Origin of the sequence: Nocardioides currus (assembly GCF_003057875.1) — a bacterium.
GTDB lineage: Bacteria > Actinomycetota > Actinomycetes > Propionibacteriales > Nocardioidaceae > Nocardioides > Nocardioides currus.
The window spans coordinates 194,368-209,423 of record NZ_PYXZ01000007.1; the positions used below are offsets into that span (position 1 = coordinate 194,368).

Genomic DNA, 15,056 nt, shown 5'->3' on the forward strand with positions numbered 1-15,056 from the left:
CCGCGATCGCGAAAGGTGGCCCACGCACCGCTGGCGGGTCGGGGCGGGTGTCAGTTGGTGACGCGGTAGGCGTCGAAGACGCCGGGCACGGAGCGTACGGCGCGGAGCACGCTGTCGAGGTGGGAGGCGTCGGCCATCTCGAAGGTGAAGCGGCTCTTGGCGACGCGGTCCCGGGTGGTCGACAGGGTGGCACTGAGGATGTTCACGTGGGCGTCCGACAGCGAGATCGTGATGTCGGAGAGCAGGCGGGCGCGGTCGAGGGCCTCGACCTGGATGTTGACGAGGTAGGTCGACTGCGAGGTCGGCGCCCAGTCCACGTCGATCAGCCGCTCGGGCTGGCCCTCCAGGCTGGCGGCGTTGGTGCAGCTGCGCCGGTGGACCGAGACTCCCCCGCCCTTGGTCACGAAGCCGAGGATCGGGTCGGGCGGCACCGGGGTGCAGCACTTCGCGAGCTTGACCCACACGTCGTCGACGCCCTTGACGATGACGCCGGAGTCGGTGCTGCCCGCCGACGCGGCACGCGAGCGCCGGGTGATGGTGACGCCCTCGGCGAGGTCCTCGGCGGCTCCGTCGTTGCCGCCGTGCAGGTCGATGACGCGGCGTACGACCGCCTGCGCGCTCAGGTTGTTCTCGCCGACGGCGGCGTAGAGCGCCGACACGTCGGCGTGGTTGAAGTGCACGGCCGCCTGCATGAGTGACTCGTGCGTCATCAGCCGCTTGAGGGGCAGGCCCTCCTTGCGCATCAGCCGCGCGATCTGGTCCTTGCCGCGGTCGATCGCCTCCTCGCGCCGCTCCTTGGTGAACCACTGGCGGATCTTGGAGCGGGCGCGGGGTGACTTGACGAAGTTGAGCCAGTCGCGCGACGGACCGGCGTTGGCCGCCTTCGAGGTGAACACCTCGACGACGTCACCGTTGTCCAGCGACGACTCCAGCGGCACCAGTCGTCCGTTCACCCGGGCGCCGATGGTGTGGTGGCCGACCTCCGTGTGCACGGCGTAGGCGAAGTCGACCGCGGTGGCGCCGACCGGCAGCGGGATCACGTCGCCGCGCGGCGTGAAGACATAGACCTGCGCCTGGTTCATCTCGAAGCGCAGCGACTCCAGGAACTCCCCCGGGTCCTCGACCTCCTGCTGCCAGTCGAGCAGCTGCTGCAGCCAGGACATGTCGTCGAGGTCGCCGCGGGCGTCGGTGTCGACCCCGGCCTTGGTGTCCTCCTTGTACTTCCAGTGCGCTGCCACGCCGTACTCCGCCCGGCGGTGCATGGCGAAGGTCCGGATCTGCAGCTCCACCGGCTTGCCCTGCGGCCCGATCACGGTGGTGTGCAGCGACTGGTACATGTTGAACTTCGGCATCGCGACGTAGTCCTTGAACCGCCCGAGCACGGGGTTCCAGCGCGAGTGCAGCACGCCGAGGACGGAGTAGCAGTCGCGGTCCTCCTCGACGAGGATGCGGATGCCGACCAGGTCGTAGATGTCGGAGAACTCACGTCCGCCGACGATCATCTTCTGGTAGATCGAGTAGTAGTGCTTCGGCCGGCCGGTGACCTTGGCCTTGATCTTGGCGTCACGCAGGTCGCCCTCGACGCCGGCGATCACCTCGGCGAGGAACTGGTCGCGCGAGGGCGCACGGTCGGCGACCAGGCGCACGATCTCGTCGTACATCTTCGGGTGGAGCGTCGCGAAGGCGAGGTCCTCCAGCTCCCACTTGAGGGTGTTCATGCCGAGGCGGTGCGCGAGCGGGGCGTAGATGTCGAGCGTCTCGCGGGCCTTGCGCTCCTGCGTCTCGGCCTTGAGGTAGCGCAGCGTGCGCATGTTGTGCAGCCGGTCGGCCAGCTTGATGACGAGGACCCGGATGTCGCGCGACATCGCCACGATCATCTTGCGGATCGTCTCGGCCTGCGCGGAGTCGCCGTACTGCACCTTGTCGAGCTTGGTCACGCCGTCGACGAGCACGGCCACCTCGTCGCCGAAGTCCTTGCGGAGCTCGTCGAGGGTGTACGGCGTGTCCTCGACCGTGTCGTGGAGCAGGGCCGCCACCAGGGTGGGCTCGGTCATGCCGATGTCGGCGAGGATCGTGGTGACGGCGAGCGGGTGGGTGATGTAGGGGTCACCGCTCTTGCGCATCTGCGTGCTGTGCATCTTCTCGGCCACCGCGTAGGCGCGCTCGAGCAGCGCCAGGTCGGCCTTCGGGTGGTTGGCCCGCACGGAGCGGAACAGCGGCTCCAGGACGGGGTTGCCGACCGGCGCCTTGGCCCCGATCCGGGCCAGCCGGGCGCGCATGCTGCGGGCGGACACGGGCACCTCGGTGGCGCGCTCCTGCGTGGCAGGCGTGCTGAGGTCCTCGGTCATCGGGCCAGTCTAGTGACCGGCACGTCGTCGCCCCGAACCGTCACACCGTGGTGATCGCGCTGACGGGCAGGTCGCCGACGGCGGTCCTCCCCGGCAGGAAGCTCAGCTCCATCAGGACGGCGACGCCGACGCACGTGCCGCCGCAGGCCTCGACGAGCTCGCGGGTGGCCGCCACGGTGCCACCGGTGGCCAGCACGTCGTCGATCAGGAGCACCCGCTCGCCCGGAGCGATCGCGTCCTGGTGGACCTCGAGGGTGGCGTCGCCGTACTCCAGCGAGTAGGAGACGGCGTGGGTGGGCCGCGGCAGCTTGCCGGCCTTGCGGACCGGCACGAACCCGATGCCGAGGGCCAGCGCGACGGGCGCGGCGAGGATGAACCCGCGGGCCTCCATGCCCACCACCTTGTCGACGACCACGGCACCGGACCCGTCGCGCCCGGCGTCGCCGAGCGCACCGATCACGGCGGCGAACCCGGCGTGGTCTGACAGCAGCGGGGTGATGTCCTTGAACACCACGCCCGGCTGGGGATAGTCGGGTACGTCGACGACGAGCCGCGACATCGCGTCGCGGGCCGCGTCGGCGGGACCTGTCATTTCTTGCCCCGCTGCGAGCGCGGCTTGCGCGTCGGCTGCACCCGGCCCGCGGCGGGGCTCTGCTTCACCGGTCCGTGCGCCTTCGGGACGACCCGACCCTTGTTGACCGCCTCGTCGCGGCGCGGAGGCGCCTTGACCAGCGGACGCGCGACCGTGCCGTCCTCGCGCACCTGGCGCGGGTCCGGCGGCGGCGTGGCGTCGGAGGCGGCCGCCGCGACGCGGGAGTAGGGGTCGGCCGCGGCCTCACGACGGCGGGCGGCGGCCCGCCGCTCGTCGTAGTTGACGTCCTTCTCCCCCGCCTTCAGCTGCACGAGCAGCGGGGTGGCGATGAAGATCGAGGAGTAGGCACCGGCCGCCATGCCCACGAACAGGGCGAGCGCGAGGTCCTTGAGCGAGCCCGAGCCGAGCTGGACGACGCCGACGTAGAGGATCGCGGCCACCGGGATCAGCGCCACGATCGAGGTGTTGATCGAGCGGACCAGGGTCTGGTTGACGGCGAGGTTGGCGGCCTCGGCGTAGGTCAGGCGCGACGACCTCAGCTGGTGGGTGTTCTCGCGCACCTTGTCGAAGACGACCACGGTGTCGTACAGCGAGAAGCCGAGGATGGTCAGGATGCCGGTCACGGTCGCCGGGGACACCTCGAAGCCCGACAGGGCGTAGACCCCGACGGTGATGAGGACGTCGTGGGCGAGCGCGACGATGGCGGCGACGGACATCTTCCACTCGCGGAAGTAGGCCCAGATGAAGAGCACCACGAGCACGAGGAAGACGGCGAGGCCGATCAGCGAGCGCTCGGCGACCTCCTTGCCCCAGCTCGGCCCGATCTCCGTCTGGGAGATGTCGGCCTCCTGCGCGCCGGTGACGTCGAGGATCGTGCTGACCAACTCGGCGCTCTCCTCGTCGTCGACCGGCTCGGTCTGGACGATGATCGCCTCGGAGCCCGAGGTGGTGACGACCGGCGACGCGGCGCTGTCGATCCCGGTGCCGGCGACGCCGGTGCGCAGGTCGTCGGCCATGTCCTGGGTGACCTTGTCGGCCGGCAGCGTGACGCGATACTCGGCGCCGCCGGTGAACTCGATGCCCATGTTGAGGCCCTTGGACACCAGTCCGAACGCGGCCATGGCGAGGATGACCGCCGAGACGGCGTACCAGACCCACTTGCGCCCGACGAAGTCGATCGAGCGACGCCCGGAGTAGAGCTCGTTGCCGAGCCGTGAGAACGCGCCCATCAGGCCTTGCCTCCAGCGGTCGAGACGGAGTCGGGGCCGAGGCCCAGGGTGTCGGCGCTGAGCCCCGACAGGGCGTGGCCGCGGTTGAAGAACGGGAAGCGGGCCAGCCACGAGACCATCGGGTGGGTGAACCAGAAGAACACCACGAGGTCGATCAGCGTGGAGAGCCCGAGGGTGAAGGCGAAGCCCTTCACGACGCCGGCGGCGAAGATGTAGAGCACGACAGCCGCGAGCAGCGAGACCGCGTCGGCCGCCAGGCAGGTGTTCCGTGCACGGGTCCACCCGGCCTCCACGGCCACCCGCATCGACTTCCCGTCGCGCATCTCGTCTCGTATTCGTTCGAAGTAGACGATGAAGGAGTCGGCGGTGATGCCGACCGCCACGATCAGACCGGCGATGCCGGGCAGCGACAGGGTGAACCCGGCGCCCTTGCTGAGGAGCACGACCAAGGAGTAGGTCAGGGCGGCTGCCACGAGCAACGAGGCGATCACCACCATGCCGAGGCCGCGGTAGTAGAAGAGGCAGTAGAGCATCACCAGCACGAGCCCGGCGAGCCCGGCGGTGATGCCCGCCGAGAGCTGGTTGCCCGCGAGCGAGGGCCCGACCAGCTCGACCGGCGGGTCCTTCTCGAAGGAGATCGGCAGCGCGCCGTACTTGAGGCTGGTCGCCAGGCTCTGCGCCTCGGCCTGGCTGAACTGGCCGGTGATCTGGGCGTTGCCGTCGGTGATCAGGCCGTTCATGGTCGGCGCCGAGATGACCTGCCCGTCGAGCACGATGGCGAACTGCTTGTCGGTGTTGACCAGCGCCTGCGAGATCTCGGCGAACTCCTTGGTGCCGGCACGGTTGAAGCTGAGGTCGACGCCCCACTCGACGCTCTGCTGGCTCGGGGGCAGGGCGTCGGCCGCGCTCAGGTCGGTGCCCTCGATCAGCGCCGCGGAGAGGAGCATCTTGCGGCCGAACTCGTCGCAGGTGACGAGCGGCTTGTCCGGGTCGTCGTCGATGTTGGGCACCTCGCCGGCGGCCGGGCAGCTGAACTGGTTGAACGCGGCCAGCGACTTGGCGTCGGGGTTGTCCATCCACGTCAGCGGGTCCTCGAGGGCGTCGGCCGGTGTGGTGTCCTCGGTCGGGGTCTCGCTGGGCGACTGGCTCGGGGACGGGCTCGGCGACTGGCTCGGGGACGGGGACTTCGTCGCGTTCTTGTTCTTGCCGTCGTTCTTGCCGTCGGCCCAGGCGTACGGCGCCCGGTTCTTGCCCTTCGGGGCCTTGCTCGACGGCGTGCCGCTCGGGGACGGGGTGGCCGTGCCGTTGCCGGTGCCCGGGATGGTGCTGCCGGTGTCGGGCACGGTCGTCCCGGCGCCGTTGCCGGTGTCGGTCGCCCCGGCCGTGCCGTCGGCGACGGCGGCGACGACCCGGAAGCGGAGCTGCGCCTGGCGCTTGACCGTCTCGACGAGGTCGCGGCGGCTCTCGCCGGGGATCTCGACGACGATGTACTTGTTGCCCTGGGTGGCGACCTCGGCCTCGGCGACACCGGAGCCGTTGACGCGGTCCTCGATGATCCCGCGCGCCTCGGACAGGCTGTCGCTGGACACGTCGCCCTTGGTGATCAGGGTGATGCGGGTGCCGCCCTGCAGGTCGAGCCCGAGCTTGGGCTTCCAGACGCCGGCCAGGGCCACGAGGCCGTAGGACAGCAGCGTGACCAGGAAGAAGACGACGAGCGTGCGGCCGGGGTTGGGGGTGCGCTTGGCCATGTCAGCGCTCCTCGCCCGGCCGGTCGGTCTCATCGGTGTCGACCGCCTCGACCGCGACGTCGGGCCCCTGGTCCACCACGCTGACCGCGCCCCGGGCGACCTCGATCGTGGTGCCGGGGGCGATCTCGAGGTGGACGCGGTCCTCGTCGAGCGAGGTGACCGTGCCGTAGATCCCGGACGACAGCATCACCCGCTGGCCGGGGCGCAGCTCCGACTGGAGCTGGGCCACCGCCTTCTGGCGACGCGATGCGGGACGCACCACCATCAGCCAGAACAGCACGGCGACGGCGATCAGGGGCAGGAAGGTGGCGAGCTCGCCCACGGAGTTACCTCAAGCGTTTCGAGTGACATGACGGCGGATCCAGCAGGCGCGCACATGCACCCGAGTGACCAACGCAGGAGTGTACGTCGTGGTTCCGCCGGTCGGACGCCCCGTGGCCGGCGATGACGTCAGATCGTGTCGAACAGCGTCGAGTCGCCGCCGGGAGGGGCGGCCGGTGGCGTGAGGCCGAGGTGGTGCCAGCCCGCAGCGGTGGCGATGCGGCCGCGCGGCGTGCGGGCGAGCAGGCCGTTGCGGACGAGGAACGGCTCGGCGACCTCCTCGACCGTCTCGCGCTCCTCACCGACGGCGACCGCGAGCGTGGAGATGCCGACCGGACCGCCGCCGAAGCGACGGCACAGGGCGTCGAGCACGCCCCGGTCGAGCCGGTCGAGGCCGGACTCGTCGACCTCGTAGAGCTCGAGCGCGGCGCGGGCCACCTCGCGGGTGACGACGCCGTCGGCCCGGACCTGCGCGAAGTCGCGCACGCGCCGGAGCAGGCGGTTGGCGATGCGGGGCGTGCCGCGCGAGCGACCGGCGATCTCGCCCGATCCCTCGTCGGTGAGCTCGACCCCGAGCAGCCCGGCCGAGCGGTGCACGATCAGGTCGACCTCGTGGGGCTCGTAGAACTCGAGGTGCGCGGTGAAGCCGAACCGGTCGCGCAGCGGGCCGGGCAGGAGTCCGGCCCGCGTGGTCGCGCCGACCAGGGTGAAGGGCGGGATCTCCAGCGGGATCGCGGTGGCGCCGGGGCCCTTGCCGATGACGACGTCGACCCGGAAGTCCTCCATCGCCATGTAGAGCATCTCCTCGGCCGGCCGCGACATCCGGTGGATCTCGTCGACGAAGAGGACGTCGCCCTCGTTGAGACCCGACAGGATGGCCGCGAGATCACCGGCGTGGGTGATGGCCGGACCGCTGGTCAGTCGCAGCGGCGAGGTCATCTCGCCGGCGATGATCATGGCCAGCGTCGTCTTGCCGAGCCCGGGAGGACCGGAGAGCAGCACGTGGTCGGGCGCCCTCCCCCGGCGGCGTGCGGCCTCCAGCACCAGCCCGAGCTGGTCGCGCACGCGCACCTGCCCCACCACCTCGTCGAGGGTGCGGGGTCGCAGGGCGGCCTCGACGGCGCGCTCGTCGCCGTCGGCGTCGGCGGACGTCAGCCGGTCGAGGTGGCGCTCGAGGTGCGCCGCCTCGGCGGCGGTCAGCTCGTCGGTCTCGTCCGTCCAGTCCATCGGCTCAGGCCTTGCTCAGGGCGCGGAGGGCGGCGCGGAGGAGGGAGGGGACGTCGGGGGTCGGACCGGCGTCGGGCGCCACCGTCTCCACCGCCTTCTCGGCCTCCTTGGCCGACCAGCCCAGACCGACGAGCCCCTGGTGGACCTGGTCTCGCCACGGCGCGGCGGGAGTCGCGGGCGCGCCGGCGAGCCGGGCGCCGGTCGGGGCGCCGATGCGGTCCTTGAGCTCCAGGATGATCCGCTGCGCGCCCTTCTGCCCGATGCCCGGCACCCGGGTCAGGGTCTTGACGTCCTCGCCGGCGACGGCGGCGCGCAGGTCGTCGGGCGAGAGCACGGCGACCATCGCCTGGGCGACCTTGGGGCCGACCCCGGACGCGGTCTGCACGAGCTCGAAGACCTGCTTCTCGTCGTCGTCGAGGAAGCCGAAGACGGTCAGCGAGTCCTCCCGCACGACCATGCTGGTGGGGAGCGTCGCGGTCGAGCCGACCCGCAGCGTGGCCAGCGTGCCGGGGGTGCACATCAGCTCGAGCCCGACCCCGCCGACCTCGAGGACGGCGCTGGTGAGGGTGAGGGCGGCGACCTCGCCGCGGACGAATGCGATCACTGCCTGCTCCTTGCTGCGGCCGCCGCGGCGGCCTTCCTCTGTGCCTTCTGCGCCGCCTCGATCCGGGCCTGCGCGATGATGCGGGCCTCCTCGATGCGGGCCACGGCGCCGCCGCGCCAGACGTGGGTGATGGCCAGCGCGAGCGCGTCGGCGGCGTCGGCCGGCTTGGGCGGGGCGTCCAGGCGCAGGATGCGGGTGACCATCGCGCCGACCTGGGCCTTGTTGGCCCGACCGCTGCCGGACACGGCCGCCTTCACCTCGCTGGGGGTGTGCAGGGCGACCGGCAGCCCGCGCCGGGCGGCGACGACCAGCGCGATGCCGCTGGCCTGGGCGGTGCCCATGATCGTGCTGGAGTCGGACCGGGCGAAGACCCGCTCGACCGCGACGGCGTCGGGCTCGAACTCGTCGAGCCAGGCATCGAGGCCCCGCTCGATCGTGACCAGGCGCTGCTGGATCGGCTCGGCCGGGCTGGTGCGGATGACGTTGACGTCGACGAGCGTCAGCGGCCGGCCGACCGTGCCGTCGACGACCCCGACGCCGCAGCGCGTCAGGCCGGGGTCGATCCCGAGCACCCGCATGGAGCCACCTCTCGTCCGAACATCTGTTCGGGCAACGCTAACCTGCGGCGCCGGCGCAGCGGCGTACGACACGCGCGGGGTCAGTCCTCGTCGTCGTCCTCGAGCTGGGCCATCACGTCGGCGGGGATGTCCACGTTGGTGAAGACGTTCTGCACGTCGTCGAGGTCCTCGAGGGCGTCGGCGAGCTTGAGCACCTTGGTCGCGGCGTCCTTGTCGACCGGGATCTCCATGCTCGGCACGAACTCGACGTCGGCGGAGTCGTAGTCGATCGCGGCGGTCTGGAGGGAGGTGCGGACGGCGACGACGTCGGTGGCCTCGGAGATGACCTGGAAGGCGTCGTCGTGGTCGTTGACGTCCTCGGCGCCGGCGTCGAGGGTCGCCTCGAGCACGTCGTCCTCGGTGACCTCGCGGCCCTCCTGCGACTTCGGCACGACCAGGACGCCCTTGCGGGTGAAGAGCCGCGAGACCGAGCCGGGGTCGGCGAGCGTGCCGCCGTTGCGGGTGACGGCGGTGCGCACCTCCATCGCGGCACGGTTCTTGTTGTCGGTGAGGCACTCGACGAGGAAGGCGACACCGGCGGGGCCGTAGACCTCGTACATGATCGTCTCGTAGTTGACGCCCGTGCCCTCGAGCCCGCCGCCGCGCTTGACGGCGGAGTCGATGTTCTTGTTGGGGACCGACTGCTTCTTGGCCTTCTGGACCGCGTCGAACAGCGTCGGGTTGCCGCTGACGTCGGGCCCGCCCATCTTGGCCGCGATCTCGATGTTCTTGATCAGCTTGGCGAACAGCTTGCCGCGCTTCGCGTCGATCGCGGCCTTCTTGTGCTTCGTGGTCGCCCACTTGGAGTGGCCAGACATCAGTCCCTCTTCGTCTCGGTTGTACGGCGTTCGGCTCGCGACCGGCGGACCAGGTCGACGAACAGCTCGTGGACCCGGGCATCGCCCCCGACCTCCGGGTGGAAGGAGGTCGCCATCAGCGAGCCCTGGCGAACGGCCACGATCCTACCGGCGGCGGCGCCGCGCTCGGGATCGACCGGCACCCGGGCCAGCACCTCCACCCCGTCGCCGACCGACTCCACCCAGGGCGCACGGATGAAGACCGCGTGCAGCGGACCGTCGATGCCGGCCATCTCGATGTCGCCCTCGAAGCTGTCGACCTGCCGCCCGAAGGCGTTGCGCCGCACCGTGATGTCGAGGCCGCCGATGGTCTCCTGGCCCTCGATCCCGTCCTCGATCCGCTCGGCGAGCATGATCATCCCGGCACAGGTGCCGAAGGCCGGCAGCCCGTCGGCGATGCGCTCGCGCAGCGGCTCGTACAGCTCGAAGATCCTCGCCAGCTTGATCATGGTCGTGGACTCGCCGCCCGGGATGACCAGCCCGTCCACCGCGGCGAGCTCGGAGGGACGGCGCACGGCCACGGCGTCCTCGCCGAGGCGGCGCAGCGCGTCCAGGTGTTCGCGCACGTCGCCCTGGAGGGCGAGCACGCCGATGCTGTGGTCCACGTCGGCAGATCCTAGGAGGCACGCGCCGCCTATCCTCGGGCGCATGCCTGCCCGTCGCCTCCGCCTGCTCGCCGGTGCGCTCGTCCTCGTCCTCGCCGCCCCCGCGTCGGTCGCCGCAGCGGACGCCAGGCCCGACCGCATCGACGGCTGGACGACCGCCTCCCCCGGTGAGGTCGGGCTGAGCCGGGCAGCGCTGGCGCGGCACGCACGGCTGGCGAAGCAGCGCGGCTCGACCTGCCTGGCCGTCGTACGACGCGGGAAGCTCGCCGGCGACTGGAACTGGGGCACGCCGCGCACCACGCCTCGCGAGGTCTTCTCCGTCACCAAGTCGGTCACCAGCACCCTGGTCGGGATCGCGGCCGGCGACGGGCTGCTGGAGCTCGACGACCCGGTCTCGCGCTACGTGCCGCAATGGCGCGGCACCGCCTCGGCGGACGTGACGATCCGCAACCTGTTGTCCAACGACAGCGGGCGCTTCTGGTCGCTGGAGTCGGACTACTCCCTGCTGGTGAAGTCGTCCGACCGCACCGGATACGCCGTCGGCCTGACGCAGCAGCATCCCGCCGGATCGGCCTGGGCCTACAACAACGCCGCGATCCAGGTGCTCGACGCGGTGCTGCGCAGGGCCACGGGGTTGCGCACCGACGTCTTCGCGCAGCGGCGGCTGTTCGACCCGCTCGGGATGACCCACACCCGGATGACGCGCGACTCGAGCGGCCGTTCGACGAACGCGTTCTTCGGGATGCAGACGACCTGCCTCGACCTGGCCCGCCTCGGCCGCCTGTTCCTCCAGCAGGGCAGGGTCGACGGGGAGCGGGTCGTCCCCCGCGCCTTCGTCCGGGCCGCGGTCGGCCGGTCCTCGACGGCGCACAACGCGGCGTACGGCTACCTGTGGTGGCTCAACCGGCCCGGCACCCTGCGCGGGCCGACCGACGCCGTTGACGACGCCGGCCAGCCGGTGACGCCGCGCACCGGCCAGCTCGCACCGGCCGCGTCGCCGCGGATGTTCGCCGCTCTCGGTCTCGGGGGCCAGGTGCTGCTGGTCGATCCCGGGAGCGGCACGATCGTGGTGCGGCTCGGGACCGACAGCCTCGCCGGGCAGAACCAGGCGTTCGCCGAGGCGGCCGCCGTGGTCACCGACGCGGTGGGATGACCGCTACCAGCCGCGCTCGGAGAGCCGGTGGGGCTGCGGGATCTCGTCGACGTTGATGCCGACCATCGCCTCGCCGAGACCGCGGCTGACCTTGGCGACGACGTCGGGGTCGTCGAAGAACGTGGTCGCCTTGACGATGGCCTCGGCCCGCTGCTCCGGGTTGCCCGACTTGAAGATGCCCGAGCCGACGAACACGCCCTCGGCGCCGAGCTGCATCATCATCGCCGCGTCTGCCGGGGTGGCGATGCCACCTGCGGTGAAGAGCACGACGGGGAGCTTGCCGGCCTCGGCGACCTCCTTGACCAGCTCGTACGGCGCCTGCAGCTCCTTGGCCGCGACGTAGAGCTCGTCCTCGGGCAGCCCGTGGAGGCGGCGCAGCTCGGCCCGGATGGTGCGCATGTGGGTGACCGCGTTGGACACGTCGCCGGTGCCGGCCTCGCCCTTGGAGCGGATCATCGCCGCACCCTCGGTGATGCGACGCAGCGCCTCGCCGAGGTTGGTCGCCCCGCACACGAAGGGGACCGTGAAGCCCCACTTGTCGATGTGGTTGGCGTAGTCGGCCGGGGTCAGGACCTCGGACTCGTCGATGTAGTCGACACCGAGCGACTGCAGGACCTGCGCCTCGGCGAAGTGGCCGATGCGGGCCTTGGCCATCACCGGGATCGAGACGGCCTCGATGATGGAGTCGATCATGTCGGGGTCGCTCATGCGGCTGACGCCGCCCTGGGCGCGGATGTCGGCGGGCACGCGCTCGAGGGCCATCACGGCGACGGCGCCGGCGTCCTCGGCGATCTTGGCCTGGTCGGCGGTGACGACGTCCATGATGACGCCGCCCTTGAGCATCTCGGCCATGCCGCGTTTGACGCGGGAGGTGCCGGTGGAGGAGGGGGTTTCGGGGGTCTGCTGAGCCATGGCCCAATCGTAGTGCGGCCCGCGGGCCCGGACTCCCCCGGTATCAGGCCCGGGATCAGGCTGCGGTCGCGCGGGCGAGCGCCTGGCGGCGTACGGTCCAGATCCGCTGCCCGACGGTGACCGTGGCGGCCACCGCCAGCGCCCACAACGAGACCTCCATCAGGATCGGCAGGTCGAGCACGTCGGCGAAGAAGGTGGGCACCAGGAAGCCCACCAGGCGGTCGGGACGCTCGGCGATGCCGACCTTCGCGTCGTAGCCCAGGACGTCGGCCTTCGCACGGGCGTAGGAGGTCACGGCGCCCATCACCAGGATCACCAGGCTGAGCACGAGGTAGAGCCGGTCGTCGGCCACCCACGCGAAGTAGAGCGCGGCGCCGGCGAACAGGGCGCCGTCGGCGATCCGGTCGAGGGTCGAGTCGAGGAACGCGCCGAAGTCGTCGGTGCGGCCCGCCTTGCGGGCCATCGCCCCGTCGATCAGGTCGCTGAAGACGAAGGCGGTGATGAACAGCACGCCCTGCCACAGCATCCCCTGCGGGAAGAAGATCAGCGCGCCCGCGCTCACCCCGAGGGTGCCCACCAGCGTCACCACGTCGGGGCTGATGCCGAGGCGGAGGAAGAGGTTGATGAAGGGCGCGAGCATGACGCCCTGCCAGAACTGCTTGAACCTGTCGAGCACGGACCGCAGGCTACCCGCGCCCGAGCCGGTCGCAGACCTCGGACACGGCCGTGGGCACCCCGGCCACGTGCCAGTCGACCCCCGCGGCGTGCACGACGCGTGACTCGCCACCGACACCCCGGATGATCGCCGCGCCCGGCAGCCGGTCCCAGTCGGGCACCGAGTGCTGGAACAGCACGTCGACGCGGCCGAGCGCCACCGCGACCGAGTCCATCGTCCCTGAGCCCATCATCCGTAGCGTCGCGACGCCCGAAACGGCGCGCGCGAACGCGTCACCGATCTCGCCGTCGTAGAACGGCGGGTGGAGGTACGTCGAGGCGCACGACTCGGCGAGCGGCCGGTCGGCGAGCCGGGCCATCCCCGCGCCCCCGCGGGTGCTGGCCAGCTGCGGTCCGCCGATGAACGTCTCGCCCGTCGCCGGGTGGTGGACCGCGCCCAGCACCACGTCGTCGCCGTCGACCAGCGCGAGGGCGCTGCACCACCAGTCCAGGCCGCGGTGGAAGTTGTAGGTGCCGTCGACGGGGTCGATCACCCAGGTGCGGCCGCTCGTGCCCGCGTGGTCGGCACCCTCCTCCCCCACGATCGAGTCGTCGGGCCGCTCGCGCCGCAGGGTCTCCACGACGAGCGCCTCCGCGGCCTTGTCGGCCGCCGTGACGATGTCGGAGACGCTGGTCTTGGTCTCGGCCTCGAGGCCGCCGCGTCGCATCGACGCAGCCAGCGCGCCGGCCTCCTCGACCAGCCTCCGGGCCAGCTCGACGTCGGAGCGCTGCCGGTCGGTGTCGTCCACGTCCCGCACGCTACCGGGAGCGGGTGGCCGTTCGGCGAGGTGCGCATGGACGGTCGGCGTACTGTGGGCTCACGGAGCCAACCAGGCTTCCTACGAGGGAGCCCCGATGAGCGACAAGTCGCCGCGGCAAGGCATGAGCAAGAAGTCCGGGAAGTCCATCAAGGAGAAGCGTGCCGAGAAGCACGCGAAGGCCGCCGGGACCGCCGCCCCGGTCGAGGGCACGGGCGTCAAGAAGAAGTGAGCCTCCTGAGCCTCGGCGTCATCGGCACCTCGGCCAAGGAGAACGAGCACCGTCTCCCGCTCCATCCCGACCACCTGGCGCGCCTCGATCCCGAGATCGCCGGCCGGATCACCCTCGAGCACGGCTACGGCGAGAGGTTCGGTCGTCGCGACGAGGAGCTCGCCGCCCACGTGGCCGGCTTCGCGGCCCGCGAGGAGATCATCGCCGGCTCCGACATCGTGGTCCTGCCCAAGCCGCAGCACGAGGACGTGGCGGCAATGCACGCCGGCCAGGTCCTGTGGGGGTGGCCGCACTGCGTGCAGGACACGGGGCTGACCCAGCTGGCCATCGACCGCGAGCTCACCCTGATCGCGTTCGAGGCGATGAACCACTGGACGCGCGACGGGCACGTCGGCCTGCACGTGTTCCACAAGAACAACGAGCTCGCCGGCTACTGCTCGGTGCTGCAGGCGATGGAGCTCACCGGCATCACCGGTGACTACGGTCGCCGGCTGAGCGCCGTCGTGATCGGGTTCGGCGCCACGGCCCGAGGAGCGGTCACGGCCCTGAAGGCCCACGGTGTCAGCGACGTGGCCGTGCTGACGACCCGCGGGGTCGCAGCCGTCGGGTCGCCGATCCACTCGGTGCTCATCCGGCAGTTCGACCACGACCCCGACGACCCCGGCAACAGCCAGGTGATCACCGACCGCGGCCGTGAGCCCCTGGCGGCCTATCTCGCGGAGAACGACATCGTCGTCAACTGCACGCTGCAGGACACGGCCGCGCCGCTGACCTACCTGCGCACTGCCGACCTCGCCGCGTTCCGGCAGGGAAGCCTGGTCGTCGATGTCTCCTGCGACGAGGCCATGGGCTTCGAGTGGGCCACCCCGACGACGTTCGACGAGCCGATGTTCACCGTGGGCGACAAGGTCCACTACTACGCCGTCGACCACAGTCCGTCCTACCTCTGGAACTCCGCGACGTGGGAGAACAGCGAGGCGCTGATGCCGTTCATGGAGACGGTCATGTCCGGGCCTGATGCCTGGGAGGGCAGCGAGACCATCAGCCGAGCGATCGAGATCCAGGCCGGGCACGTCCGCAACCCCGCGATCCTGGCCTTCCAGGGTCGCTCGGCGGCCCACCCGCACCTCGTCGGCTAG

Annotated in this window: 16 protein-coding genes; 3 read left to right on the forward strand and 13 right to left on the reverse strand. The window is 71.2% G+C overall.

Features of this window, described 5'->3' with window-relative positions:
• Window positions 1–50 precede the first annotated feature (50 nt).
• The 10 genes from C7S10_RS16245 to pdxT all read right to left on the reverse strand — a co-directional run bounded on the left by C7S10_RS16245 (window position 51) and on the right by pdxT (window position 10,193).
• A complete protein-coding gene (locus tag C7S10_RS16245) occupies window positions 51–2,348 on the reverse strand; it encodes a RelA/SpoT family protein (RefSeq protein ID WP_423802720.1) in 2,298 nt (765 codons plus the stop codon).
• Window positions 2,349–2,388: 40 nt separating this feature from the next.
• Window positions 2,389–2,940, reverse strand: coding sequence for an adenine phosphoribosyltransferase (locus tag C7S10_RS16250; RefSeq protein ID WP_108345486.1), 552 nt, complete (start codon window positions 2,938–2,940; stop codon window positions 2,389–2,391).
• Entirely contained in the window at window positions 2,937–4,169 is a 1,233-nt protein-coding gene (gene secF / locus C7S10_RS16255; RefSeq protein WP_108345487.1) for a protein translocase subunit SecF, read from the reverse strand. The genes C7S10_RS16250 and secF overlap by 4 nt, the downstream gene beginning before the upstream one ends.
• The gene (secD, locus tag C7S10_RS16260; protein ID WP_108345488.1) at window positions 4,169–5,917 is read right to left on the reverse strand and encodes a protein translocase subunit SecD; all 1,749 of its coding nucleotides are present in this window, start codon (window positions 5,915–5,917) and stop codon (window positions 4,169–4,171) included. The genes secF and secD overlap by 1 nt, the downstream gene beginning before the upstream one ends.
• A gap of 1 nt (window position 5,918) precedes the next feature.
• Window positions 5,919–6,239, reverse strand: a complete 321-nt coding sequence (gene yajC, locus C7S10_RS16265) for a preprotein translocase subunit YajC (RefSeq protein ID WP_108345489.1) — start codon at window positions 6,237–6,239, stop codon at window positions 5,919–5,921.
• Between the two features lie 128 nt (window positions 6,240–6,367).
• Window positions 6,368–7,465 carry a Holliday junction branch migration DNA helicase RuvB gene (gene ruvB / locus C7S10_RS16270; protein WP_108345490.1) on the reverse strand — a complete coding sequence of 366 codons (1,098 nt, stop codon included), beginning with the start codon at window positions 7,463–7,465 and terminating at the stop codon, window positions 6,368–6,370.
• 4 nt (window positions 7,466–7,469) lie between these two features.
• On the reverse strand, window positions 7,470–8,069 hold the full coding sequence (gene ruvA, locus C7S10_RS16275; RefSeq protein ID WP_108345491.1) for a Holliday junction branch migration protein RuvA: 600 nt from the start codon (window positions 8,067–8,069) through the stop codon (window positions 7,470–7,472).
• The gene (gene ruvC, locus C7S10_RS16280; RefSeq protein WP_108345492.1) at window positions 8,066–8,647 is read right to left on the reverse strand and encodes a crossover junction endodeoxyribonuclease RuvC; all 582 of its coding nucleotides are present in this window, start codon (window positions 8,645–8,647) and stop codon (window positions 8,066–8,068) included. The genes ruvA and ruvC overlap by 4 nt, the downstream gene beginning before the upstream one ends.
• An 80-nt stretch (window positions 8,648–8,727) precedes the next feature.
• A complete protein-coding gene (locus C7S10_RS16285) occupies window positions 8,728–9,504 on the reverse strand; it encodes a YebC/PmpR family DNA-binding transcriptional regulator (protein ID WP_108345493.1) in 777 nt (258 codons plus the stop codon).
• Window positions 9,504–10,193: a pyridoxal 5'-phosphate synthase glutaminase subunit PdxT gene (pdxT, locus tag C7S10_RS16290; RefSeq protein WP_108345586.1), complete on the reverse strand. Its 690-nt coding sequence runs from the start codon at window positions 10,191–10,193 to the stop codon at window positions 9,504–9,506. Before pdxT ends, C7S10_RS16285 begins: the two co-directional genes overlap by 1 nt.
• Between pdxT and C7S10_RS16295 the strand changes: the two genes are divergently transcribed.
• A complete protein-coding gene (locus C7S10_RS16295) occupies window positions 10,192–11,301 on the forward strand; it encodes a serine hydrolase domain-containing protein (protein WP_165807185.1) in 1,110 nt (369 codons plus the stop codon). The genes pdxT and C7S10_RS16295 overlap by 2 nt on opposite strands.
• A gap of 3 nt (window positions 11,302–11,304) precedes the next feature.
• Here the strand turns inward: C7S10_RS16295 and pdxS are convergent, their stop codons facing one another.
• The 3 genes from pdxS to C7S10_RS16310 are packed head-to-tail and all read right to left on the reverse strand — an operon-like array spanning window position 11,305 to window position 13,676.
• Window positions 11,305–12,213, reverse strand: coding sequence for a pyridoxal 5'-phosphate synthase lyase subunit PdxS (pdxS, locus tag C7S10_RS16300; protein ID WP_108345495.1), 909 nt, complete (start codon window positions 12,211–12,213; stop codon window positions 11,305–11,307).
• 55 nt (window positions 12,214–12,268) lie between these two features.
• On the reverse strand, window positions 12,269–12,889 hold the full coding sequence (gene pgsA, locus C7S10_RS16305; RefSeq protein ID WP_108345496.1) for a phosphatidylinositol phosphate synthase: 621 nt from the start codon (window positions 12,887–12,889) through the stop codon (window positions 12,269–12,271).
• 10 nt (window positions 12,890–12,899) lie between these two features.
• Window positions 12,900–13,676: an inositol monophosphatase family protein gene (locus C7S10_RS16310; protein ID WP_108345497.1), complete on the reverse strand. Its 777-nt coding sequence runs from the start codon at window positions 13,674–13,676 to the stop codon at window positions 12,900–12,902.
• A gap of 106 nt (window positions 13,677–13,782) precedes the next feature.
• On the opposite strand from C7S10_RS16310, the gene C7S10_RS23015 reads away from it, so the two are divergent.
• Together C7S10_RS23015 and C7S10_RS16315 are read left to right on the forward strand one after the other, a co-directional pair.
• Window positions 13,783–13,917: a hypothetical protein gene (locus C7S10_RS23015; protein ID WP_279303174.1), complete on the forward strand. Its 135-nt coding sequence runs from the start codon at window positions 13,783–13,785 to the stop codon at window positions 13,915–13,917.
• Window positions 13,914–15,056: a N(5)-(carboxyethyl)ornithine synthase gene (locus C7S10_RS16315; protein ID WP_207769411.1), complete on the forward strand. Its 1,143-nt coding sequence runs from the start codon at window positions 13,914–13,916 to the stop codon at window positions 15,054–15,056. Before C7S10_RS23015 ends, C7S10_RS16315 begins: the two co-directional genes overlap by 4 nt.